Genomic DNA, 23798 nt, shown 5'->3' with positions numbered 1-23798 from the left:
CGGCCCCTACCTCCAATCTTCGTGTGCTCGTGGGGGTCTAGCCGTTGTCTTGTAAGCGGCGAAGCCGCTTGCGGTGGGGGACTCAGCCGGCACCGCCGCGGGTTCTCAGACGTCTTCTGGCGAGGACAGCTCAGACGCCGAGTAGGGAGCTACTTAAGGATGAGATCCCGGAGCCAGAAGGCGTCTGAGGTTCCGCTACGCAACCCACTAAGCAAACCACTCTCAATCAACTTCATCCCCTAGCGCGCGTCGTCGGAGTCGCCGGGCTGGCGGTTGCTGGCCTGGCGGAACGCACCGAAGCGGTCGCCGGGGTTGGGGCGGGGCCGCTTGGGCAGCTCGGATGACGCGTCGCCGGCGGATTCGGTCTCGTCGTTCAACAACGCAGGCGAGGTCGCGGCGAGGGTTTCGCCGCGACGCCGTTTCGGCAGGTCGTGCACGTTCGCCTCCGTGCCTTCGGCCGCGGGTTGCTCGGTGGTGGGCCGTTCGTCGCGGGTGAGGGTGCCGGTCGCGGCGGGCGGCCGGGAACCTGCGGCTGCGGGCTGCGCGGATTGCGCGGCCTGCGCCGCCTGCTGCGGGTTGCCGACGGCGCCGACCGAGCGGGTCGGCACGGTCAGCTCGTCCTGCTTGCGCGGCTGGGTGACCAGTTTCCGCGGGATCATCACGATCACGCCGGTCCCGCCGCGCGAGGACGGCCGGAACGAGACGGTGAGCCCGTGCTTGCGCGCCAGGCAGCCGACCACGGCCAGCCCGAGCCGGGTGCCGTTGAGCGTGGTGAGGTCCAGCGGTTCGGGCCCGACGGCGTGCACCGCGCGGTTCATCGCGGCCTCGCTCATCACCAGGCCGCCGTCCTCGACGGTGACGACGATGCCGGAGTGCACTTCTTCGACGTAGACGTGCGCGAGCTCGGACGGCGGCGAGAAGCTGGTGGCGTTGTCCATCACCTCGGCCAGCGCGTGCATCACGCCTTCCGCGGCGTAGCCGACGATCGCGGCGGTGCTGGTGGAGTGCAGCCGCACCCGCTTGTACGCGGCGATCCGGCCGACAGCGCCGCGCAGCACGCTTTCCATGACGATCGGTTTGGTCCAGCGACGCCCGGAGCGGGCACCGGTGAGCACGGCGATGCTGTCCGCGAGGCGGCCGGCCTGGGCGGTGGTGTGGTCGAGTTCGAGCAGGTCGCCGAGCACGGATTCTTCGTGCCGGTCCTCCATCTCGCGCAGGCTGGCGAGCATCCCGGTGGACAGCGCCTGCATCCGGCCCGCGGCGTTCGCGCAGGCGAGCATGGCCGCGGCACGGGCGCGTTCACCGTGCCCGATCTCCTGGCCGAGGGTGCGCAGGATGCGCTGGAAGGCGGGATTGCGCGGGTGTTCGATCTCCGCGAGCGCAGTGTCCACAGAGGACCCGGACCGGAGCCGGGTGACCAGCGCGGGCAGCGTTTCGTCGGCGAGCTTGCCCGCGGCACCGTCGGCCTTCTCGGCCCGGGTGCGGTAGTAGGAAGCCGTCTGCAGGCCCCATGCGGCGAGCCCGGCGGCGGCGGTCAGCAGCACGGCGGCGACGCCGGTGCTCCACGCGACCAGCACGCTCGCCGAGTCGGGCACGGCTAACGCGGCCCAGGTGCACAGTCCGGCGGTGACGACCGCGGAGACCAGCACTACCAGCAGCGTTCGAGCCGCATGTCGGCGTTTCGCCGCGGATTGGGTGGGGGTGGTTGGGGACATCGAATCAGGTCCTCGTCGCGGTCGGTGGCTCTGGCCGGCGCACCGCTGGCGCTAGCGGTGCGCCGAGGGGTTCCGGGCGTGGGTGGTGTCAGCCGGCTGACCCCTGTTCCGGCGCACCGTCCACAGCGGAACCACGCGGGCAACCCCTCGGGTTCGCCGATGCTACTCAATAACGGATCTGCGGGAACACCGGCGGGTGATTCTAGGTGTGCCGGCGAGCGTTCCGAAGATTGTTGTGCCATGTGGACGGTTCGGTTGGCGGATCGTTACCGGGTGGTCATCCGATCCAGGGCGTGGTGATGCGGTCGTAGGTTCCGTCGTGCGTGCGCAGGTGCAGCCATTGGTTCACGAATTGCTGGAAGACCACGTCGCCGCGCGGCAGCAGATACGCCTTCTCGCTGAAGCTCAGCGGCCGCTCCGGGTGCACCGCGCACAGTTCCGGATGCTGCTTGGCCTGCCATTTCGTCTCGGTCGCGTCGGTGAGCATGACATCGGCGCGGCCGCTGCGGATGTCGTCGAAGATCCGGTTGTTGTCCGGGTTCAGCCGGATCTCGGCGCGGTGCAGATGTTTCCGCGCGAACTGTTCGTTGGTGCCGCCGGGATTGACCACGGCGCGGACACCCGGCCGGTCGATCCGCTCCAGCGCGCCGAACCTGGATGCGTTGGCGCACAACGTGATCGGCGCCTTGCCGTCGACGAGGTAGGGCTCGCTGAAGAACGCCTCCCGCGCCCGCTTCAGGGTCACCGACACGCCGCCCGCGGCGATGTCGCAGTTCTGCTGGAAATCGCGACTCAGACCGGACCAAGTTGTCGGCACAATAGTTGCGCGCACACCCAGTTCTTGCGCCAAGTCGCGCGACATGTCGATGTCGATACCGCTCCACGTGCCGTCCGGGGCGCGGTAGGTGAAGGGCCGGTAGTCGCCGGTGCTGCACACCCGCAGCTCCCCGCGGCGGATCACTTCGTCCAATCTGGACGGAGCGGGATTTCCCGCAGTGGGGCCGTTCGGCTGCACCGTTGCAACGTCCGGTTGCCCTGTTGCATCGTTCGGTTGGCCCGCTGCGTTTTCCGGCGGCGCCGCGTCCTCGCGCCCGCCCGCCGGGCGCCCGCCCGCCGGGACACTGCATCCGCCGACCGCGAGCACCGCGCTCAGCACCGCGCCGAAAACGGCTTTCCGCCAACCCATGGCGCACCTCCCCTCCGGCCGCGGCGCGGCCGGTGGGCACGCTATCGGACATCCGGACCGGCTCAGCGCATGAACCGGTCCAGAAAGTGCCGCCATGCGGCGGAATCGAAGCTCAGCCGCGGGCCGGACGGATCCTTGGAATCGCGGACGTCCATGCCGCGCGGGGTGCGGCGAGCTTCCACGCAGCTGTTGTTGTAGGTGCCGCTGTAGCTGCTCTTGAACCAGCCCTGCACACGCTCATACGCGGGCATCTGCCAACTCCTCTGCCTGCCGGGCGACGAAGGCGCGAGATTCGTCGAGGCCGAGCGCGACGGCACGCAGCTTTTCGAATGCGTGCGAGCACATGTCCACGTCCGAAGCGTCGACGAGATAGGCGCCGCCTCCGAGGAAGGTTGACTGGTGCGCGACATCAGCGGCAACCCCGCCGAAACGAAGAATCTCGATATTGCATCCGAGCAGCGGATGGTCCGTTGCTGCCAATGGCGCAACCTGCACGAAGACGTGCGAGTGCCCTTCGATCAAATCCAGCAGGTGCGCGAGCTGGCCGCGGAGTACGGATTCTCCGCCGACCGGGCGACGCAGAGCCGCCTCGCCGATCACGAACCACATCCGCGGCGGTTCGGCCTTGGCGAGAAGTTCGCTGCGCTCCATCCGGAACTGGACGCGGGCTTCGACGTCGTCCTGGTGCGGTTTGAAAGCACTCGGCTTGCCGAACTCGACCACCGCTCGCGCATAATCCTCGGTCTGCAACAGCCCCGGGATGAGTTCGCCCTCGGAGCACAGGATCTCGGTCGCGTCCTGTTCGTGGTCGCTGAGGCGCCGGAACGCGCCGGGCATCGCATCGGAGTACATCCGGCGCGGCTGGCGCTGCCGCGCGATCCTGGCGAGCGCGGTGATCTGCGCGCGCTCGGCGGCGGGCACCCTGTAGAGGTCCAGCAGCGCTTCGATCTCGCGGACCTTGAACGAGCGGTCGCCGCTTTCCACGCGGCTGACCTGGCTCACGTCGCATTCGAGGACGCGCGCGACCTCCTGCTGCTGCTTCTCGGCGGCTTCGCGGAGCCTGCGGAGTTCGGCGCCGAGCTGCCGGCGCTCGAGGGTGGCGCGGGTTCTGCCCATCTCGAAGATCAGCCTTCCGGGGACATGTGGCAACGCACGTGGCCGCTATCGCACGATTCCGCAGCGTGATCGAAAACATGCGGTACGTAATCATAGCCACCCCGCGAGGACGTGATCCAAGTGCGGGTCCGCTGCTCGTTCGTGCAGCGGCGAGGACGAACTTCCAGCCGTGCACGCCGAACGCGCCACGCGAGCACCGCGACGCCCGCGGCGCTGCCGTGATCAGCCGAAGGGCGAGCCGCCGAGGGCTTCGCGCCCGTGCGGGGTGTGCCAGCCGGACAGGTCCGGGCCCGCGGGGATGATGCCGGTCGGGTTGATCTGCGCGTGCGTGCCGTAGTAGTGCCGCTTGATGTGCTCGAAGTCCACGGTCTCGCCGAACCCGGGCGTCTGGAACAGGTCGCGCGCGTAGGCCCACAGCACCGGAAGCTCGGTGAGCTTGTGCCGGTTGCACTTGAAGTGCCCGTGGTAGACGGCGTCGAAGCGGACCAGCGTGGTGAACAGCCGCACGTCGGCCTCGGTGATGTGCTCGCCGACCAGGTAGCGGCGGTTCTGCAGGCGGTCGGACAGCTCGTCGAGGCGGTTGAACAGCTTCTCGAAAGCTTCCTCGTACGCCTGCTGCGAAGTGGCGAAACCGCAGCGGTAGACGCCGTTGTTCACGTCCTGGTACACCGCCGCGTTGATCTCGTCGATCTCCGTGCGCAGGTGCGCGGGGTAGAGGTCCGGAGCGCCGGGCCGGTGCAGCTCGGCCCACTCGGTGGCGAAGTCCAGCGTGATCTGCGGGTAGTCGTTGGTGACCACCTGCCCGGATTCGACGTCGACGATCGCCGGCACGGTGTAGCGGCCGCTGAACTCGGGGTCGGTCGCCAGGTACGCCTCGGACAGGAACGACAGGCCGGTGACCGGGTCGCGGCCCTGCGGATCGAGGGTGAATCGCCAGCCGCGCTCGTCGCGCAGCGGATCGACGACGCCGAGCGAGATCGCGTCCTGCAGGCCGAGCAGCCTGCGCACGATCACCGAGCGGTGCGCCCACGGGCACGCCAGGCTCACGATCAGCCGATAGCGGCCCGGTTGCACCGGCCTGCCGGAGGAGCCGTCGGCGGTGATGCGGTCGGTGAACCGGTTCGCCTGCCGCACCCACGCGCCGCCGCGGGAGGTTTCACTGCCGAACTGCGCGGTCGCCATACCGCCAGCCTAGGAGCCGACCCCGCTTCGCGACGACCTTTCCCACTCCCCGGAGGGGACGTACCGAGCGAACGGACCGTTCGTCCCGATAGATCAGGCGAAGGTTCCGCTCACCCGGAACCGCCGGGGTTGGCCCGACACGCGCGGACGTCATCCGCCGGGAGCGGTCGCCTGCGCAGCGAACCGTTGGTCCGAATGGATTGGACCAACAGGCCGTTCAGTCCGGAAGAAGGATCAGCCGGCGCGGTGGGCCAGGACGTCGGCGTGGCAGGGCTTGGGGGCGCACCAGCAGCCGAGGGCGCGGCCGGAGAGTTCGCCCTTGCGGATGCGCTCGAGCAGGTTCGGCTGTTCGTCCAGCCACTGGTCGTAGTGGCGCACCATCGCCTCGCGGTCCGACTTCGCCTCCTTGATGAACGGGCTGGCGAAGTCCGAAGCGGGCCAGGAATGCCGGTTGCCGGAATGGCCGACGTAGCTGAGCAGGTCCTCGTCCTGCAACCAAGGCACCAGGTGCTTGTGCGGGCCGCTCTTGCGGACGTTGACCACGACCGCGTGGCCGTCGAGCAGCTGCTCGGCGCGTTCCCGCTCGTCGTCGGTCCAGCGATCGGCCTCCGCGGGCAACTGCTCGACCTTCTTGGCCATGTCCACCACCTCCCGGCCGCAGGATGCCCGGCGGCTGCCGCGGCTCACACGTCGGTGATGCGCAGCCCGGCGTGCGCCTTGTAGCGGCGGTTGATCGCGATGATGTTGGCGGTCAGCGCCTCCACCTGGCGCGCGTTGCGCAACCGGCCGCCGTAGATGCCGCGCACTCCGGGGATCGCGTCCGCGAGACCGCGCACCACGTCGGTCGCCTCCCGGTCGTCGCCGAGCACCAGCACGTCCAGGTCGACATGCGTGACCGACAGGTCCGCCAGGGTCACCGCCGAAACGTGGTGGAACGCCGCGGTGACCCGCGAGTCCGGCAGCAGCGCCTCCGCCTGCTGGGCAGCGGAGCCCTCGGGCACGTCCAGCGCGTACGGCCCCTTCTTATCGAAACCGAGCGGGTTCGCGCAATCGACGACGATCTTGCCAGCGAGCTGCTCCCGCACCGACCGCAGCGTGTCCTCGTGGCCGTCCCACGGCAGCGCCGCGATGACGATGTCCGCGTCGGCGGCGCAGGTCGCGTTGTCCGCACCGGTCACCGAACCGCCGGAGGTCTCGGCGATCTCCGCGGCGGCCTCCTGCGCCCGCTCCGCCTTGCGGGAACCGATGACGACCCGCCTGCCCTCGCTCGCCCAGCGGATCGCCAGGCCCTTGCCCTGCGCGCCGGTGCCGCCGAGCACCCCGATGGTCAACTCCTCAGCCACGACGGGCCTCCTCGTCATCAACTCGCAACGCTGCACTCCCACCATCCGCACCCCGGCGCGGCAGCGCCAGAGCGGCCCGCTGTGCTTCGCGACACTGAACCGCACATCGGCGGGCCGCTGATCCGGTGCGGATGAATGTCCCATCCGCACCGCCGGAAAGATCAACTGCCCCGGCGCTCGCAACGTTCATATGCCCTTGCAGTCATATACCGGTTTGGTTATATTGACCCCATGACCAGCCCGTTCGAGGTGCTCGCGGAACCTCACCGCCGACGAATCCTCGACCTGCTGCTCGAACGGCCGCGGCTGGTCGGCGACCTCACCGAACAAACCGGCTTGACCCAGCCCGGGACGTCCAAGCACCTCCGGATGCTGCGCGAGGCCGGTCTGGTGCGGGTCCGCCAGGACGGCCAGCGCCGGTGGTACGAACTGCGACCCGAACCGCTCGCGGAAGTCGACCGGTGGCTGAACCCGTACCGCGAGCTCTGGGAGGACCGCCTCGACGCGCTCGAACGACACCTGGAAACGATGGCCGACACCGACCCGACGGACTGAGCACCGAGGCGCCACCAGCGCGAACTTCTCGAGGAGGCCGGACAGATGGAGCACCATCTCGGAAACCTGCGCACCGTCGACGGGCGGCCGGTGCTGCGGTTCGAACGCGAACTCGCCCACCCGCCGGAGAAGGTCTGGAAAGCCGTCACCGACCCCGCCGAGCTGGCGCACTGGTTCCCGGCGAACATCGAATCCGAACCGGCGATCGGCGCAGCGATGCGGTTCAGCTTCGGCGACGACGCGCTGGACGGTGGCGGGCAGTACGCGCACGGCGAGGTCCTCGAGTTCGACCCACCGAAGGTCTTCGCGTTCCGCTGGGTCGACGACGTGCTGTGCTTCGAGATCATCGCGGACGGTGCGGGATGTCGGCTCGTGTTCACCTACACCATGGGCGGTACGGACACCACCAACGACCGGCCGTCCGTGGCGCGCACCGGACCGGGGTGGGACATCTGCCTCGCGTTCCTGGCGGCACGGCTGGATGGCGGTCCTGCACCCCAACCGGACGATGCCTGGTTCCTCGACCGCGCCGAGCGCTACGTCGAGGAGTTCGGCCTGGGTGAGGGCGAACTCCGCGATGCAAGAGATGGGTACCTCGTGCGCTTCGAGCGCGATCTGACGCAGTCGGTCGAACAGGTGTGGGCGGTGTTGATCGACGGCCGCCAGCCGGTCACCGGCGAGGTACCCCCGCTCCGGTTCACGCACGGCTACTTCGACGCCGGTGCGGTCACGACATCCGATGCACCGCACGCCCTCGAATACGTGTGGATCCGGGGTGGATCCACGGCAGGCCACGTGCGCTTCGAACTGAACCGCCAGCAGCCGCTCGGCTGCCGCCTCGTGGTCACCCAGGCGCTGCCCGCCGAATCGGCCGAGCTCGTCCCCACCGCCCTCGCGGCGTGGCAAACGCACCTCGAATTGCTCTTCGCGACGCTGAACGGCACGGCTCGCTGCTGGCCTGCGGACCGAACCGATCAGCTCGCCGCGATGTACGCCGGGCGACTCGAACCCTGAGCCGCAGGCCCGCCGCAAGATCGGGCAGTGCGACTTTCAGCAGTGTGAGCCGGGACTTCGCGACCAACGCGGGGCTTCCGGGGAAGGGTTCAGGCCGCGGAGAAGGCGACCGAGCGGCGCACCGGATCGGCGTCGGTGAGGCGCACCCGCACCCGCTTGCCCTCCGCGAGCCCGTCGCCCGTGCAACGCGCGATCACCGGCGGATCCGGCACGAACACCTCGGCATCACCGGAACCGCTGCGCAGCACCGTCGCCGGGAACACAGCGCCGACCCGGCCGGACAACGCCCACGCCTGCGCCTGGGCCAGGCACGCGCGGTCCACCTGGGTGGCGACCCGGTCCGAAGTGCCCATCGCCGAAGGCAGCGCGGTCAGCGCCGTACGCACCCACTCCGGAACCTCGCGGCCCGCGTCGACCGCGAGGCAGACCTCCGCGCCGTAGCGGTCGACCAGGCGCCGCAGCGGGGCGGTGACGTGCGCGTAAGGAGCTCCGATGCCGGCGTGCCGCGGTTTCGACGGTGCGCCGCGCTCGAACGAGGTGTAACCGGCACCGCGCAGCAGCCGGGTCGCGGCCACGTGCACCGCCAGCGCCTCGGGACGCACCGGGTCCAGCCCGGCCAGCGCCTCCGCGGGCGGCAGATCCTCCGGCCACTCCACGCCCAGCTCGGCCGCCGAGCGGCGCAGCGCAGCCACCGTCGCGGGCTCCGGGTCGGGCACCGTGCGCAGGATGCCGAGGCCGGAACCGAGCATCATCTCCGCCGCGCACATGCCGGTGAGCAGCGAGATCTCCGCGTTCCACTCCTCGACCACCAGCCGCGGCCGCAGCGCCAGCCGCCAGCCGCCGGTGCTGTCCGCCTCGACCTGCTGCTCCGGCACGCCCAGCTCGATCGCGCCGCGCGCTAACGCCTGCGCGCGGCGCAGCTTGCCGACCTGCGGCAACAGCTCGATCGACGGGTGCGCGCGGCCGGCCCGCAGCGACCGCTGCACGCCCTCGTAGTCCAGCTGCGCCACCGAGCGCACCAGCGCGCGGCGCACGTCCCACCGCTGCGCGACGCCATCGGAGTCCAGGTCGATCGTCCAGAGCGCAGCCGGGCGCACCTGGTCCGGGAGCAAGCTCGCGGCCCCTTCGGACAGCAGCGTCGGATGCAGCGGCACGTTGCCGTCCGGCAGGTACAGCGTCTGACCCCGGCGCCGCACCTCGGCGTCCAGCGCTCCCCCGGCCGGCAGGTAGGCGGCGACGTCCGCGATCGCGTAATGGATCCGGAACCCGCCGCGGCGACGGCGCAGCAACACCGCCTGATCCAAGTCCTTCGCCCCGGGCGGATCCACCGTCACCAGCGGCAGGTCCGTGGCGTCGAAGCGCTCACCCGTCGATTCCGGCTGGGCGACGGTGCGCTCCACCTCGCTGAGCACGGCTGCCGGGAACTCCACCGGCAAACCGAAATCCGCGCGAACGGCGGCGAAATCGCGATCGGGCGAACGGCGCTGGCGCGGGGTGCGGCCCGGCGGACCGGCGACGACATCGGTACCACCACGTGGAACCTGTGCCGTCGCCATCGCGGCTCAGTCCTCGCCCTCGGACCAGCGGCGCTCGGCATCGTCCGCGGCTTTCGTGCGCTCCCGGGCTATCTCCAGGGCGTGCTCGGCGGACTCGCGGTCGGCATACGGCCCCAGCCGGTCGGCTGCGCGGCATCCCGCGGTGGGCTCGACCTGCTGGTGCTTCAGGCAGAAGTACCAACCTTTGGCGGCCATGGTCCGAGCCTCGCACGCGGGGCCGTCACGTGTCACGCCTTGAGCGCGCCGAGCCGCATCGCGTCTCGAGCGATCGGGCGCCGATCACCACGCCGGAGGCGGTGGGGCGCCCGGGGCCGGCTGCGATCCGCCCGGCGGCCTGCCCGGGATCGGGTCGAGGCAGGACACCAGGACGTGGTGGTTGGCCGGGTCGTCGACGCGCCTGCCGTCGCGCATCCGGTACTCCAGCTCCCCGTCGTCACCGACCTCCACGGTGCAGCCGACCTCGGCCAGCTGGTCGTCGTCCAAGTCCGAGAGCCGCTCGTAGCGCGAGGGAACCACCCGGTACACCGGCCACTGCAGGTGCCCGAACGCCTGGTGCAGCTCCGCCAGCAGGTGGCGCATGTGCTGCTGCCACGGCAACGGCATCGACTCCGCCAGCGAACGCGGCAGCACCGCGTAGTTGCCGTCGACCCCGTGCCCGGACCGGGACAAGTAGTCACCCAGGGGCGTGCTCGAGGCCGGGGGTGCGGAACGCCGCGGAATGGGGTCAGGGGTGAACATGCTTCCTCCCGGTGTAGGACGCCGTGGGGCGCGGCCCCGGATCAAGGTTGCCACACCTGGCGATCGCGATCAGCCGGTCCGAACCACCCGTGTCGGTATCAACCGGCCGCCTGCGCGGGGGTGTCCGCGGCCGGGCGCACCACCGTCGGAAGCAGCTCGCCGCCGTCCCACATCTTCGTCCGCTCCACCGACTCACCGGGCTGCGGCGCGTGCAGCACCTCGTTGTTGCCCAAGTAGAGCGCCACGTGGTGGATCGCCGCGGGTTCCCGGCCGTGGCCCCAGAACACCAGGTCCCCCGGCTGCGCCTGCTCCAGCGCGATGTGCGCGCCGCCCTGGGTGTACTGGGACTGCGAATACTTCGGAATGTCCACACCGGACGCTTTCCAGGCCATCTGGGTCAGCCCCGAGCAGTCGAACGCCGTCGGTCCGGCCGCGCCCCACACGTACGGCTTGCCGACCTGGTCGTCGGCGTAGTCGATCGCCTTGCCGGCCAGCACGTTCGACGAGGCCATGTCCTCGCAACCGCTGAACCCGGGAACCTGGCCCTTGGTGCTGACCAGGTGCGCGGCCATCGGCTCCCACTGGTGGTAGCGCATCGGGTAGGCGGATCGCTCCACCCGCTGGGCCGCGGCGCCGGGCCGCATCTCCTCCCAGCCCGGCACCTCCAGCAATGTGTCGTAGAACTTGTTGATCTGGTAGTTCACGTCGGTGATCTGGGCGACGCTGCCCCAGCCCATCGACGGCCGCATCTGGAAGATGCCCAGCGAATCCCGGTCGCCGTGGGTCAGGTTCGCCAGGTTCGACTCGGTCTTGCCCGCCTGGATGGCGATCTGCATGGCCCGCGGCGACATGCCGCGCTGCTGGCCGATCTCGATGATGCGCTGCGCGATGCCGACCGACTCCTGCTGCAGCGCGGCGGCGTCGCGCTCACCGCGCCCCTTGCCGTCGCCCCACGGGCCGAGGCTCGCGCTGCAATCCCCCCAGCTCTGCGCGCCGCGCCCGGCCGTGAGCAGCACGCTGAGCGCACCGACCCCGACCAGCCCGGCGAAACCGGCCAGCACGACGATCGCCACCAGGAGTTTTCGCATGTCAGCTCACCTTGTCGTAGCCGGAGACGCGCCATCCCTGCGGTGTGTTGATCACTTCTACCTGGACGTCCCCGCCGTCGGTGGGCAGCCGCACGTCCATCGAGTTCGCGGTGGAACGCTGCGCGGCGGGCGGGCCGGTCACCGCCGTGGCGGGCACGTTCGCCGGGTCGATCGTGGCCATCTCGGTGATGAACTCTTCGGTGGTGTACGGCGCGAGGCGCTGCACCCACTCCGGCGCGGCCGTGCCCGGCGGGTGGTTCACCCACTGCTTGCCCCACGCCTCGACCACCGATAAGCCCTGCGGGCTCGGCGGCGCGGGCGGGGCGGGAGTGTTCGGCACCCGGAACGTCGGCGGTGCGGCGACCGGCGTGCTCGGCGCGGCCGGGACTTCCTGGCGCTGGCCCGTCGTGTCCGGCCGCGGGGTGCGGCTCACCGGCAGCGGATCGGGCAGCAGGATCCCGATGGTCGTGGCCAGCGCCGCCAGCACGATCACGGTGCCCACCAGGTGCTTCGGCGAGCGCAGCGGCCAGCCCCACAGCCTCCGGTAGACCGCGGCGCGCCCGCGGTGCGTTCGGATCGGCATCGCGCGTTCCCCTTCACACCACCGGGCGGGTGCGCGCCCGCCCGGGTCGTTGCTGCTCAATCCTCATCGGCGACCTCCAGGCCGCGCGATGGCCGGTACACCACGTGCATCGACCTGCCGGAGACCACTTCCATGTCGGACCGCCGCGACGTCGCGGGCTCCGGCACCACCGGAGTCACCCCGCTGTCCACACGGGACGGAACTAGCACCGGATCCTCGTCGTGGCGCCGGTCCCACGAGGCATCGGCCACCGGTGCGGTGTCCACGACCCGGCTGACCCGGCCTTCCGGCAGCGCCGCGGCGCCACCCGGCCGGCGTGGCGCCGCCGGTCCGGACGCGGGCAACGCCTGACCGGAGGAGCCGCCCCCGGTCGCGGCAGAGGCACCCGGCAGCGCGGTCCACGGGGAACCCTGCTGGTCCAGGCGTTGCGCGGTCGCCGAAACCGACTGGTGCTCGGCCTCCGGCCTGCCCTGGCGCCTGCCGCGCTGCGCGGCCGGGTCCGGCGGCGGCGCGTCCGGATCGGATTCCCGCACCTGGTCCCAGAAATCCCCGCTCGGATCGTCGCGCCTGCCGGAACGGCCGCGGAACCGGGAGAACACGCCGCGGGAAGCCTGCGCGACGCCGCCGGAGCCGCCGATCGAGAGCTGCACCATCTGGCCCATCCGCTGCACCGGTTTGCCGACCATCAGGAACACGACCGTCACCAGCCCGGCCAGCAGGATCTGCGCCAGCGGCTGGAATCCGCGCAGCGGGTTGAAGATCCACGCCAGCACCCAGGTGTGCAGCCCGGCCATCGCGGAGATCACCAGCACGTTGAGCATCGCCGCGCCCGCGACCCGGCCGACCGCCCGCAGGATCTGCTGGTTGAGCAGCGCCACCAGGCCGATCAGCGGACCGGCCAGCACGATCACCCGCAGCAGCACCTGCGCCAGCAGGATCGCGACCTTCGCGATCAACTGGAACGAGGCGAACGCGAAGCTCTGCAGCAGCGCGAGCACCGACGCGCCGACGCGGCTGCCCTCCACCCCTTGGAAGGTGCCGTAGGCGCTGCCCATCCGGCCCGCGACGTTCTCGAACGCCTGCTTCTTCGGCTCCGGTGAACCGGCGTCCAATCCGGCCCGGACCTCTTGCTTGGTCCAGGCTTGCGCGCGCAGCAGTTCCCGGCCGAGCTGCTGGGCCTGCGGCCCCTCCGGATCACCGAACTCGCCGCGCAGCCAGTTCTGGTAGACGACCTGGTCGTGCAGCAGCGTCGGCAGCGCGTTGACCCGATCGACGCCGACGTTCTGCAGGAACCCGGCCTGCACCGCCGAAGTTCCCTTGATCACGACCTCGTCCAGGGCGTGGGTGTAGAGCAACGGCGTCAAGTAGGTCGCCGAAGCCAGCCACAGCCCCGCGAGCGCCCACATCGTGCGCTTGCCGATCGTGGCCAGGTCGCCCTGCCAGATGTAGCGGAACAGCAGCACCGCCAGGATCAGCGCGGCGACCCCGAACCACGGCGTGAAGACGCTGTCGTAGAGCGCCACGGTGCCGGTGGAGATCAGGTCGTCCAGCGGAGCGACCAGCCCGGTCCCGAGCAGCGAGTAGTGCAGCCCGTTGGTGATGCCGACGACGTTCTTGGCGAGGTTGAACAGCTCGTTGCCGAGCCAGGTGTCCACCAGCGCGTTCGGGTTGGTCACGCCCTGCGGACCACAACCGAGGTCGTAGGTGTTCCACACTAGACCGGCGTAACCGACCTCGTCGTAGGCGCTGCCGGGCGTGCCCACGCCCAACGGCGCCCGGTCGAGCTCGCCGACCATCCCGGACCCCGGCCGCTCCGGGTTCGGCGCCTCCTTGCAGTCGAAGCCCTGCGCGGAGGCGGGTGCGCCGATCAGCGCCTGGATGCCGACCAGCACGGCCAGCACCAGCAGCGTCGACCGGCTCGCGCGACCGCGGGTGCGGCGGCGGACGAGCAGCGCCACGGCCACGATCAGCGCCGCCATGATCGTGGGCGCGACCAGCGAACTCACCGCTGCTCTTCTCCGCCTCGACCGGACCGCTGCTGCGGGTCGGTGCCGTTGCCGTGCTGTTCACCCTGCCCGATGCCGACGGTTTCCAGTTCGAGCTCGTCGAAGCCTTCGAGCTCTTCGTCGTAGTCGTCCTCGGGCGGCGCGGACGGTGGCGGTGGCCTGTCCGAGTTCGCCGCACCCTCGCCGCCGGGCAGCGACAGCCGCTCGGAGCTCTCGTCCTCGCCGACCGGCGTGGTGTCCAGCGCGTTGCGCAGGTGCTCCAGGTGCGGGCCGCCGAAGTCGATGCGGATGCGCTCCACCCCGCCCGCGCCGTCGCCGAAGATGAACTGGCGCGGCGAGCGGTCCCGCTCGCTGTTGTTGCGCGCCGGCCCCGGCCTGCGGCCCAGCGCCGAGACCACCTGCTCGTAGCCCGCGTCGACCGGCACCTTCAGCAGCCGCAGCGCGTCGGCCTGGGCCTGCTCGTCGTCCAGCCTGCCCACGAACACCGAGTCCAAAAGGGACACGAAGCCCTGGATCCGCAGGAAGTCCGCGGGGATCTGGCTGGACAGCAGCACCCGCACGTTCCACTTGCGGGAGTCGCGGGCGAAGCGGTTCATCAGCACCCGCCCGGTCGGCACCTCGGACAGGAAGAACGCCTCGTCGATCCAGACGCCCTTGCGCTCGTTCTTCGGCCGCTCGTAGACCGAGCGCTGGGTCAGCCACGCCGCCAGGTTCAGCATCTCCACGCCGAGCGCTTCGGCGTCGGTCCAGTGCTCGCGCCCGACGCCGTCCTTCGGCAGGGTCAGCCCGGCCATGGTCAGCACGGTGAGCCGGTCCTCGCGGGTCTCCGAGTACGGGTCGGCGTCCGCCTCCGGGATCAGCAGCGACATCCGCTCGCGGAGCTCGTCCAGGAAGTCGGCCACCACCACGGCGTGCTCGTGGTGTTCGGACGCGTCCCGGCGCAGCGCCTCGAAGACCATGCCGGGGTGCGCGTCCGGGCGGCCGCCGACCGCCCGCACCGCGCGCAGCAGCACGATCCTGGTCTGCGGCAGCCGCGCCACCTCGTAGGGCAGCAGCCCGGTGAGCACGTCCAGCACCAGGCGCCGCCGGGTCGCCGCGGCGAGCGCGCGTTCGCGCCGCCAGCCGCGCTCGGGGTCTTCCTCGTCGACGAAGTGATCCAGCTGCGGCTCGGCCACCACCCGGTACGGGTTGAGGATGCCCGGCTGGGCGTTGAGCAGGTTGATCGGGCGCGCGTACGGCCGCAGCTCGGGCAACTTGCACAGTTCCGCCAGCGGCCCGGACGGGTCCAGCAGCGTCCAGTGCGCCCCGGCGCGCAACGTCTTGTAGACGAGTCCGCCGCCGAGGAACGACTTGCCGCCACCGAGTCCGGCGACCATGGCCGTGAGCCCGGATGCGTCGCGGATCTCCTGCGCCATCCACGGGTCCCACGCCACCGGCCGCCGAGTCGCGGTGCAGGTCTCCCCGAGCATCACGCCGCGCCGGTCACCGACCTCCGCGGTCGCCTGCGGCACCGCCGCGGCCGCCCACACCACCGAACCGCGGCGCAGGTAGGCGCCGGAGGCCAGCTGCTCGCCCGGGATGAACTCGCGGGCCATCGCGTACTGCGCCTCGGGGTGCTCGATGGCGACCTTCGGCTTGTACAGGTCCAGGATCTGCTGGGCCAGCTTGAGCGCGTCGCGCTCGGTCGGGCCGGAGACCGCCAGCCGCCACCACGAGCGCACGCGGGTGGCGAGCGCGGTGAAACCGGTGGTCATCTCGTCGTCGATCTCCAGCACCCGGCCCGCCTGGCGGGACAGCGAGGTCGGCGGCTCCAGGCCGTGTTCCTCGGTGTAGTGGCGAACCTGCGAGCGCACCTTGTTCATCTGGCGCTGCAGCTCGCCGCCGACGTCCTCCGGGCGGCGCACGTAAATCCGCGCGGACCACTCCACCGGGGCGGGCAGCCGGTCGGAGTGCTGCAACCACGGGTCGTCGACCTCCGGGACCTGCAGGCCGTGCGTCTGGCCCACGGTCAGCACCGCGACGTGCCTGCTGACACCGGCGTTGGAGCCGGTGCGGCCGCGCACCGTGGCGGTCGGCGCGTACGGCTCCTGGTGCAGGTCGGCCGCATCGGTGAACGAGGCCAGGTCCTCGGGCTCCCACGCCGCGCCGGGCACCGCGGGCATGTTGCGCGGCGCGGGCAGGCCCAGCGAGCAGGACCGGTGCATCAGCCAGGACATCTCCTCGGCGGTGACCGGGCGGCCGTCCAGCCCGGCGGATCCGATCACCTGGTCCAGGTGCTCGATCTCGCTGTCCAGGGCGACGAGTTCGGCGTCCACGGCCTCCGGGAACACCCTGCGCAGCAGCGGCGCGGCGCGCTCGACCGCGCGGTCCACCACGTTGCGGGTCTGCACCTGGACGCCGAGGTAGACCTCCTTCTCCGCCATCGACCGGCCCATCAGCTGCTGCTGCTCGCCGACCATGTAGTCGTCGAAGCTCAGCGCACCCGGGCTGTCCGGCAGCGCACCGCGGGCGTTGTGCACGTGCGCCTCGGCCCACATCCGGATCGGGTACGGGCGGCTGGTGACCCGCAGGTGCATCCAGCGGCCCTGCAGCTCCGCGTACTGCCCGGCGATCGCCGCGATCAGGTCCTGGCGCTGCGAGTCCGAGCGGAACGACCAGCGCTGCGAGGACAACCGGTACCAGGCGAACACGTCCTGCCCGGTGCGCAGCAGGTGCCCGTCGATGGAGCGGGCGGCGATCGACGGCGTGTAGCTGGGCAGGCTCTGCTCGTCGGGCAGCCTGCGGTCCTTGCGCTTGCCCTTCGATCCGGCGCCCTTCGCCCCCGCGCCGCGGGCGCGCTGGGGCGTGCCGGGAACCTGAGCCTGGCGCTCACCGCCGCGACGGCGACCGAACACCGCGAACCTCCTTGCTACGCGCTCGCCCGCGGGTGGGCCTGCCTTGGCCCGCGGACCTCCTGGGGCGGCGGACGGGCTGCTGCCCCGTCCCGGTGCTGCGCTGGGATCGGGCGGGCCGCCCGCCCCGCCCGGCCGCGCCCTGCTGCTCGGCCGGGCCGGTGCGCTTGCTGGTCTGCTTGGGCTTGGGCCTGGGACGTTCGGCGCGCACCCGCAGCTTGGCCGCGCCTGCCGCCCCGCCGCGTCCCGCGGTGCTCTCCCGTGGCGCGGTCAGCTCACGCAACCACATGGTCAGCACCGCCCCTAGCGGCCGTTCGTGGGTGATCCGGGAACACACGATCCGCGTAACCACGATCGTGATGATCACCGCCCACGCGGTGGAGAAGAACCCGAAGCCGATGTTCATCCGGCGTTCCACCGCGAGCACGGCCAGGAACACCACGGTTCCCACGCCCCATGCCACGTAGCGGGCTCGCCACGGGAAGGTCGCCTTCGGCGGGCCGAGCCAGACGGCGTCGACCCGGTAGACCTCGTCGTCGGTGCGGATCCGCACGGCCGATCACCCGCTGGTGCTGAACAGGCCGGCGATGAAGGTGCCGATGTCCACGCCCGCCCCGGTGACCGCGAAGCCGATCAGCGCCAGCGCGACGAAGACGCCGACGACGCGGCGCATCACTCCGGCGTTGTCGCCCTTGCCGCCGCCGAGCCACAGCAGCAGCAGCGCAACGGTCAGCAGCAGCAGCGGCAACAGATTGTTGATGATCCACCCGCGGATGCCTTCTGTGCCGAGACCTGTCTGCTGCGCCAGCGGATCCATCGCAGCTTGCACGTGCGCCAACGTTTCCAGCGGCATGGCGGTCATCTTGTTACCCCTGAGTGCGTGAAGGGTCGTCGGGTAGGTGCTGCGGCCCGCCGGATCTTCCCGGCACGCCGGTACGAGTAGAACATGACATGGTCACCAGCAGTAGTGTTCGGCCGGGCGGGCTCGGCATCCCGGACCGCGGATCACCACTCCGCTGGTCCATTCGGGGTTGGCTCGTTCGGAGCAGCGGGCGGGTAAGGGCGAGGCCGGTCGCGGTGCCGGATCGCGAATCCCTGCTCGTTCACCCTGTTGCGAATCCCTTCCACACGCACCGTGCACGAAACGGCCGGTCAGTGGAATTGCGCACACCACGCCGCCGTGCCGGACCACCGCCTGCGGCCCCCTTCCGGGACCCGTCCGGCAGTGATCTTGACTGCATCCAGCGTAGCGTTCCGGCCCGCCACGCTGCCGCGCAGGTCGCGGCACGGGCGGTGACCAGCGGGCTCCCGGTGGGCGGAACGCGGGAGCGGTCGAACACCGCCGGACGGCGCCGTTGAACGTCCACACAGGACGGCTAAGGCGGCGCCGGTTTCGCCCGATCCGCCCTTCGAGGACCACCAGCCGTGGCGCCACCCCGCGGAAATCACGCCGCGGACGCGAGTTCCTCCCGGAACACACCGAGGGCGGCAGCGAGGTGCTCCTGCGCCGCCCCGCCGAGGCTCCATCCGTCCACGGTGGACTCCAGCGACCGGTCGCGCACGAAGCACGCGGGCGCGATCCGCTGCGCACCGTGCTCGCGCAGGAGCCGCCGCGCGGCGTAATCCACCCCCGATGCTTGAGCCTGCGTCGCGCCCAGGCCCACGACCTGCACCGTTCCCCGCAGCGGGGGCATCAGCTCCAGCCAGGTGCGGACCAGGCGGCTCATCGGCGCCTCGTAGCACGGCGTGATCAACACGACGCCTGCGGAGCCGGTGAGCAGCCGCCGGGTCCAGCGCAGCGCGGGCGCATCGGTGTCGCCCGCCAGCAGCGCGGACTCCGGCAGCTGGTGCAGCGGGACGGCGCGCAGCCGGAAACCGTTGCCGTGCAACGCTTCGGTGCTGACCCGCGCCAGCTCTTCGAGCTTCGAACCGGGACGTGCGGCGGCGACGACGGTGATGATCGGTGACATGACCGGACTTCCTGCTCGGCGTGCACGGGCGCGACGGGTTCAGCAGGAAGAACAACGAGCACCGTTGACGCGCGCGAAGTCCACGTAGCGGCGACGGGTCAACGCGGCGGCGGTCATGGCGCCAGTAGAACCGGCCGCGGCGGCCCGGGCAACGACGTCCGCGCATCGGAACGCCGGGTGCCGGGAACGCCGGCCGCCGGGGTGCTGGATGCCGGGACGCTGGGTGCCGGGGTACCGGGAGGCGGCGACTAGAATGGACCGGCGCGGATGAGTCGACCGGGCGGTCGCGGCGCGGGCGCGACCCGCGTCGAGGAAAGTCCGGACTCCACAGGGCAGGGTGGTTGCTAACGGCAACCCGGGGTGACCCGCGGGAAAGTGCCACAGAAACCAGACCGCCCGGCCCGATTCGGACCGGGTAAGGGTGAAAAGGTGGTGTAAGAGACCACCAGCGTCCCGGGTGACCGGGACGGCTCGGTAAACCCCACCCGGAGCAAGGCCAAGAGGGCACCGCGAGGTGCCTGCGCAGGTGCTCGAGGGCTGCCCGCCCGAGCCTGCGGGTAGGCCGCTGGAGCCTGCCGGCGACGGCAGGCCGAGATGGATGACCGCCGAACGGGACGGCCGCAAGGCCCCCGGGAACAGGATCCGGCTTACAGGTCGGCTCATCCGCGCACTAGCCGGAAGAACGAGCGGCCCGATCGACCGGATCCGTTGACTCCTCGAAGCCGGCCCGCCCGAGACGCCCGCACCTCCCCTCGCCGCGGCGGCAACGGAGTCCGGAGTGAACCCCGCGCTGTTCGGGCACTGGCCGACACGCGCGCACACCGCTCGATCCAGGGCGAACTTCCCGGAGTGAACGGACCGTTGGTCCGGCTAGATTGGACGAACAGGCCGTTCACTCGGAAACGGCCGCCGGGTCAGGGCAGGTGGGAGATGTCGTTGACCAGGCGGACCGAAGCGTTCGCGTCGGGGTAGAACTCGACGATCGACAGCGACGCGAGGTCCAGGTGCAGCCGGTAGAAGATCTCCGGGCCGACGCCGAGACCGAGTCGCAGCAGCGCCTTGATCGGGGTCACGTGGCTGACCACGATCACCGTGCTGCCCGCGTGCCGGTCCAGGATCTCGTCGCGGGCCGCGGTGACCCGACGGAACGCGGCGTCCAGGCTCTCGCCATCCGGCGGTTCCACGGTGGAGTCGCCGAGCCAGCGGCGGTGCAGCTGGGCGTACTTCTCCGCGGCCTCCGAGAACGTCAGCCCTTCCCACGCGCCGAAATCGGTCTCCAGCAGGCCGTCCAGGTACGACGGCTCGCCGCCGGTGGCCGCGGCCACGGCCTCGGCGGTCTGCCGGGTGCGGGTCAGCGGGGAGGCCACGATCGGCGCCGCACCCGCTTCGGTGCGCACGCCGTCCATCCCGGCCAGGCGTTTCGCCGCGGCCGCGGCCTGCCGCTGCCCGAGATCGGTCAGCGGCACGTCGCCGCGCCCCGAGTAGCGGCGGTCCACCGACATCTCGGTCTGCCCGTGCCGCAGCAGCAGCAGCTTCGTCGGGGAACCCGTGGCGCCGGTCCAGCCAGCGGGCCGCGTGCGGGACTCGGCCTTCGCCGGTTTCGCAGCAACATCCGTGGCCGTTCCGGCGGAATCGCCCGCAGCCGATCCGGCAGCAGTACCGGCCGAAACATCCGCGTCCGACCCGGCGAAATCGTCCGCGGCAGCGCTGTCCGCAGCCCCGGCAGCGGGTGTGCGCTCGATCCCGGCCTGGCTGTCCATCGCCGCGTTGGCCAGCCGGTCCGCGTGCGCGTTGCGCTCCCGCGGGATCCACTCGAACCGCACCGCGGCGAACGCGGCCACCAGATCCTTCGCCTGCGCCGCAAGGGGTTGCAGCGCCGCGTGCTTGATCCGCCAACGCCCGCTGAGCTGCTCGACGACCAGCTTCGAGTCCATCCGGACGTCGACCTCGTCCGCCCCGAGCTCGGCAGCGGCCCGCAATCCGGCCAGCAGCCCCTCGTACTCGGCCACGTTGTTCGTGGCGACCCCGAGCCCGAGCGAGCGCTCGGCCAGCACCGCCCCGTCGGCGTCGCGCACCACCGCACCGCAGCCGGCCGGTCCCGGGTTGCCCCGCGAACCGCCGTCGGCTTCGACGACCACCCGCATCAGGAGCCCTTGCGGACCAGGATCGCGCCGCACTCCTCGCAGCGGACCACGTCATCGGCGGCGGCGTCGCGCAGGTCGGTGAGCTTGGCGCGGTCCAGCTCGATCCGGCACGCGCCGCAGCGGTTGCCCTGCAGCAGCCCGGCGCCGACGCCCTTGGCCTCGCGGATCCGGTCGTAGGTGGCCAGCAGCTGCTCCGGCAGGTCCGCGGTCAGCACCTCGCGCTCGGACTTGCGCTTGACCTCGGTGCTGTCCAGGTCGGCCAGCGCCTCGTCCCGGCGGTGCTGGGCGTCGGCGAGCTTGTCCTCGGCGGCGGTGACCTCGCCGCGGGCGTGCTCGACGTCGGTCTCCACGGCCTCGCGCTGCTCCATGACCTCCAGCAGCTCGTCCTCCAGGTTGCCCTGGCGGCGGGCGAGGGTCTGCAGCTCGTGCTGCAACTCCTCCAGCTGCTTGGACGAGCCGCCGGAATCCATCAGCTGCCGGTCCCGCTGCTCGCGCTTGCGGACCTGCTCGATCTCGGTCTCCAGCCGCTTGGCGTCCCGGTCGATGTCGCCGAACGAGGTCTGCGCGGCGACCAGCGCGTCCCGCTTCGCCTGCGCGTCGCGTTCGGCGCCGCCGATCTCCTCCAGTTCGGGCAGCGTCCGGCGCCGGTGGTTGACCCGGTTCAGTTCGGCGTCCACCTCCGCGAGGTCGAGCAACCGGTGCTGCACGGCGGGGTCGGCTTTCACGCGAGCGTCCTCCCTGCGTCGGGGGCCGCACCGGAGGCATGGGTGGTCCACGGATCGGTGCGGCGAGTGGAGACAAGAACCTCGACAGTATCCGGCAGCGCCGCGCCGACCACGTCGGCCGCCTGCTGGCACCACGGCCACTCGCTGGCCCAGTGCGCCACGTCCACCAGCGCGGGCACCTGCTTGCCGGGGAGGTCGCCGCGAGCGATGTGCTCGCCCGCCGGGTGGTGGCGCAGATCGGCGGTCACGTAGGCGTCCACCTCGGCGGCCAGCGCGGTGTCCAGCTGCGAGTCGCCCGCGCCGCCGCAGACCGCGACGGTCTTGATCTCCCGTTCCGGATCGCCCGCGCCGCGCACGCCCCATGCGGTGCTGGGCAGGTTCGTGGCCACCCGCTCGACGAAGCGCGCGAACGGTTCCGGCTGCGGCAGCGAACCGATCCGGCCGAGCCCGGTGCTCGCGCCCTCCTGGTGCGGCGCCAGCGGCGCGCTGACGGTCAGTCCGAGCGCGTCGGCCAGCGCGTCCGAGACTCCGACTGCGGCGGTGTCGGCGTTGGTGTGCGCGCAGTACAGGCCGATCCCGGAGCGGATCAGCCGGTGCACCAGGTGCCCCTTGGGGTCGTCGGCGGGCACCCCGTGCACGCCGCGCAGCAGCAGCGGGTGGTGGGAGACCAGCAGTTGTGCACCGAAGTCCGCGGCTTCGTCCACAGTGGCCTCGACCGGGTCGACGCAGAACAGCACCCGCTGCACCGCGGCCGCCGGATCGCCGCAGACCAGGCCGACCGCGTCCCACTGCTCGGCCAGCTCCGGCGGGTACGCCGCCTCCAGCGACTCCACGACGTCCCGAATCCGCACGGTCATCCGATTCGCACCCCTCGCTGCCGTTCTCGCACTATCCGAGCAGTTCGCGCATCGCCCGGACCAACGTGGCGTTGCGCCCGGCGTCCCGCACCGCCACCCGCAGGTGGTCCGGGCCCAGACCGGGGAAGGTGTCCCCGCGCCGGACCGCGATGCCGCGGTCCCGCAGCGCCGATCGCACCTTGGCGCCATTGTGGACGTCCAGCAGCAGGAACGGTGCACGGGCCGGGCCGATCACCGAAACCCCCGGCACGGCTGCCAAATCGGCCGCCTGCCCGGCGCGCAGCGCGTCGAGTTCGCGGGCGGCCGCTGCGGACTCGGCCAGCGCCTCCGGCGCGCAGCACGCGTTGATCGCCTCGAGCGCGAGGGTGCCCAGCGGCCAGTGCGGGCGGGGCGCGGCCAGGCTGCTCAGCAGCTCCGGTTCGCCCAGGGCGTAACCGGCGCGCAGCCCGGGCAACCCCCACATCTTGGTGAGGCTGCGGACCACCAGCAGGCCCGGGATCGGCGAGCTCGCCAGTCCCTCCGGCTCCCCCGGCACCGCGTCCAGGAACGCTTCGTCCACCACCACCAGCCTGCCGGGGCGGATCAGCTCCCGGATCGCGTCGGCCGGGTGCAGCAGCGAAGTGGGGTTCGTGGGGTTGCCGAGGACGACGAGGTCGGCGTCCGCGGGCACCAGCGCGGGATCGAGCCGGTAGTCCTCGCCGAGCAGCACCCTGGTCACCGGCACACCGGCGGAGCGCAGCGCGAACTCCGGTTCGGTGAACGAGGGGTGCACCACGGCCGCCGAACGCGGGTTCAGCTGCGGCAGCAGCGCGAAGCACTCGGCCGCGCCCGCCAGCAGCAGCACCTCACCGGGATCGCGGCCGTGCCGTTCGGCGACCGCCGTGCGCGCGGCCAGGTCGTCCGCGGCGGAGGGATAGCGGCCCAGATCGTCCAGCGCAGCCGCGAGCCGGTCCCGCAACCATCGCGGCGGCTGTTGCAGGCGCACGTTCACCGCGAAGTCGAGCAGGCCGGGTTCGGCATCCACGTCGCCGTGGTGGCGCAGCGATTCGTCGTCCCCCCGGCTGGTCATCCCGGGCAGTTTAGCCACCGGCGCGCGCGGGACAGGTGCCGGGAACGGCTCCGGCTCCGG

At 71.5% G+C, this 23798-nt stretch carries 23 protein-coding genes and 1 other RNA gene; 3 read left to right on the top strand and 21 right to left on the bottom strand.

What is annotated here, in order from left to right:
* Positions 1-239 precede the first annotated feature (239 nt).
* The 7 genes from V1457_RS15205 to npdG all read right to left on the bottom strand — a co-directional run bounded on the left by V1457_RS15205 (position 240) and on the right by npdG (position 6560).
* Positions 240-1715 carry a sensor histidine kinase KdpD gene (locus V1457_RS15205; RefSeq protein ID WP_200071118.1) on the bottom strand — a complete coding sequence of 492 codons (1476 nt, stop codon included), beginning with the start codon at positions 1713-1715 and terminating at the stop codon, positions 240-242.
* Between the two features lie 277 nt (positions 1716-1992).
* Positions 1993-2901: a transporter substrate-binding domain-containing protein gene (locus V1457_RS15200; RefSeq protein WP_338604695.1), complete on the bottom strand. Its 909-nt coding sequence runs from the start codon at positions 2899-2901 to the stop codon at positions 1993-1995.
* Between the two features lie 62 nt (positions 2902-2963).
* Complete coding sequence (locus V1457_RS15195) at positions 2964-3152, bottom strand: DUF397 domain-containing protein (RefSeq protein ID WP_200071116.1); 189 nt, start codon at positions 3150-3152, stop codon at positions 2964-2966.
* Positions 3139-4017, bottom strand: a complete 879-nt coding sequence (locus tag V1457_RS15190) for a helix-turn-helix transcriptional regulator (RefSeq protein WP_338604691.1) — start codon at positions 4015-4017, stop codon at positions 3139-3141. Before V1457_RS15190 ends, V1457_RS15195 begins: the two co-directional genes overlap by 14 nt.
* A gap of 222 nt (positions 4018-4239) precedes the next feature.
* Positions 4240-5199: a glutathione S-transferase family protein gene (locus tag V1457_RS15185; RefSeq protein WP_338604688.1), complete on the bottom strand. Its 960-nt coding sequence runs from the start codon at positions 5197-5199 to the stop codon at positions 4240-4242.
* Between the two features lie 234 nt (positions 5200-5433).
* Positions 5434-5838, bottom strand: a complete 405-nt coding sequence (locus V1457_RS15180) for a DUF4326 domain-containing protein (protein WP_200071113.1) — start codon at positions 5836-5838, stop codon at positions 5434-5436.
* 44 nt (positions 5839-5882) lie between these two features.
* Complete coding sequence (gene npdG, locus V1457_RS15175) at positions 5883-6560, bottom strand: NADPH-dependent F420 reductase (protein ID WP_233627648.1); 678 nt, start codon at positions 6558-6560, stop codon at positions 5883-5885.
* A gap of 213 nt (positions 6561-6773) precedes the next feature.
* Here npdG and V1457_RS15170 point away from each other — a divergent pair, with 213 nt between their 5' ends.
* The gene (locus V1457_RS15170; protein WP_200071111.1) at positions 6774-7097 is read left to right on the top strand and encodes a helix-turn-helix transcriptional regulator; all 324 of its coding nucleotides are present in this window, start codon (positions 6774-6776) and stop codon (positions 7095-7097) included.
* A gap of 45 nt (positions 7098-7142) precedes the next feature.
* Positions 7143-8111, top strand: coding sequence for an SRPBCC family protein (locus tag V1457_RS15165; protein WP_200071110.1), 969 nt, complete (start codon positions 7143-7145; stop codon positions 8109-8111).
* Between the two features lie 89 nt (positions 8112-8200).
* Here the strand turns inward: V1457_RS15165 and V1457_RS15160 are convergent, their stop codons facing one another.
* The 10 genes from V1457_RS15160 to V1457_RS15115 form a co-directional block, all read right to left on the bottom strand.
* Complete coding sequence (locus V1457_RS15160) at positions 8201-9667, bottom strand: RNB domain-containing ribonuclease (protein WP_200071109.1); 1467 nt, start codon at positions 9665-9667, stop codon at positions 8201-8203.
* Between the two features lie 6 nt (positions 9668-9673).
* Entirely contained in the window at positions 9674-9862 is a 189-nt protein-coding gene (locus V1457_RS15155) for a hypothetical protein (protein ID WP_200071108.1), read from the bottom strand.
* Positions 9863-9946: 84 nt separating this feature from the next.
* Positions 9947-10405, bottom strand: a complete 459-nt coding sequence (locus V1457_RS15150) for a hypothetical protein (protein ID WP_200071107.1) — start codon at positions 10403-10405, stop codon at positions 9947-9949.
* A gap of 98 nt (positions 10406-10503) precedes the next feature.
* Positions 10504-11493 (bottom strand): C40 family peptidase, encoded by a 990-nt coding sequence (locus V1457_RS15145; RefSeq protein ID WP_200071106.1) that lies wholly within the window; start codon positions 11491-11493, stop codon positions 10504-10506.
* A gap of 1 nt (position 11494) precedes the next feature.
* Positions 11495-12076, bottom strand: a complete 582-nt coding sequence (locus V1457_RS15140; protein ID WP_200071105.1) for a hypothetical protein — start codon at positions 12074-12076, stop codon at positions 11495-11497.
* Between the two features lie 56 nt (positions 12077-12132).
* On the bottom strand, positions 12133-14082 hold the full coding sequence (locus V1457_RS15135) for a hypothetical protein (RefSeq protein WP_338604675.1): 1950 nt from the start codon (positions 14080-14082) through the stop codon (positions 12133-12135).
* Positions 14079-16976 carry an ATP-binding protein gene (locus V1457_RS15130; RefSeq protein WP_200071104.1) on the bottom strand — a complete coding sequence of 966 codons (2898 nt, stop codon included), beginning with the start codon at positions 16974-16976 and terminating at the stop codon, positions 14079-14081. Before V1457_RS15130 ends, V1457_RS15135 begins: the two co-directional genes overlap by 4 nt.
* Positions 16951-17526: a hypothetical protein gene (locus V1457_RS15125; protein WP_200071103.1), complete on the bottom strand. Its 576-nt coding sequence runs from the start codon at positions 17524-17526 to the stop codon at positions 16951-16953. Before V1457_RS15125 ends, V1457_RS15130 begins: the two co-directional genes overlap by 26 nt.
* Positions 17527-17532: 6 nt before the next feature.
* Positions 17533-17835 (bottom strand): hypothetical protein, encoded by a 303-nt coding sequence (locus tag V1457_RS15120; RefSeq protein WP_374220949.1) that lies wholly within the window; start codon positions 17833-17835, stop codon positions 17533-17535.
* 583 nt (positions 17836-18418) lie between these two features.
* Positions 18419-18943, bottom strand: a complete 525-nt coding sequence (locus V1457_RS15115) for an NAD(P)H-dependent oxidoreductase (RefSeq protein ID WP_338604669.1) — start codon at positions 18941-18943, stop codon at positions 18419-18421.
* A 268-nt stretch (positions 18944-19211) separates the two neighbouring features.
* Between V1457_RS15115 and rnpB the strand changes: the two genes are divergently transcribed.
* An RNA gene (gene rnpB / locus V1457_RS15110) (RNase P RNA component class A) lies at positions 19212-19609 on the top strand.
* A 248-nt stretch (positions 19610-19857) separates the two neighbouring features.
* On the opposite strand, the gene V1457_RS15105 is transcribed toward rnpB, so the two are convergent.
* From V1457_RS15105 to cobC, 4 genes are read right to left on the bottom strand one after another with little or no spacing between them, the layout of a single operon-like run.
* Positions 19858-21087, bottom strand: coding sequence for a bifunctional RNase H/acid phosphatase (locus V1457_RS15105; protein ID WP_338604667.1), 1230 nt, complete (start codon positions 21085-21087; stop codon positions 19858-19860).
* Positions 21087-21812: a zinc ribbon domain-containing protein gene (locus V1457_RS15100; RefSeq protein WP_200071100.1), complete on the bottom strand. Its 726-nt coding sequence runs from the start codon at positions 21810-21812 to the stop codon at positions 21087-21089. Before V1457_RS15100 ends, V1457_RS15105 begins: the two co-directional genes overlap by 1 nt.
* Positions 21809-22669, bottom strand: a complete 861-nt coding sequence (locus V1457_RS15095) for a Nif3-like dinuclear metal center hexameric protein (protein ID WP_338604663.1) — start codon at positions 22667-22669, stop codon at positions 21809-21811. Before V1457_RS15095 ends, V1457_RS15100 begins: the two co-directional genes overlap by 4 nt.
* A gap of 31 nt (positions 22670-22700) precedes the next feature.
* Entirely contained in the window at positions 22701-23738 is a 1038-nt protein-coding gene (gene cobC / locus V1457_RS15090; RefSeq protein WP_338604660.1) for an Rv2231c family pyridoxal phosphate-dependent protein CobC, read from the bottom strand.
* Between the last annotated feature and the right edge of the window lie 60 nt (positions 23739-23798).

The organism is Saccharopolyspora sp. SCSIO 74807 (genome assembly GCF_037023755.1).
Lineage (GTDB): Bacteria > Actinomycetota > Actinomycetes > Mycobacteriales > Pseudonocardiaceae > Saccharopolyspora_C > Saccharopolyspora_C galaxeae.
The sequence above is the reverse complement of the archived record's forward strand: the minus strand, read 5'-3'. Positions and strand labels throughout refer to the sequence as shown.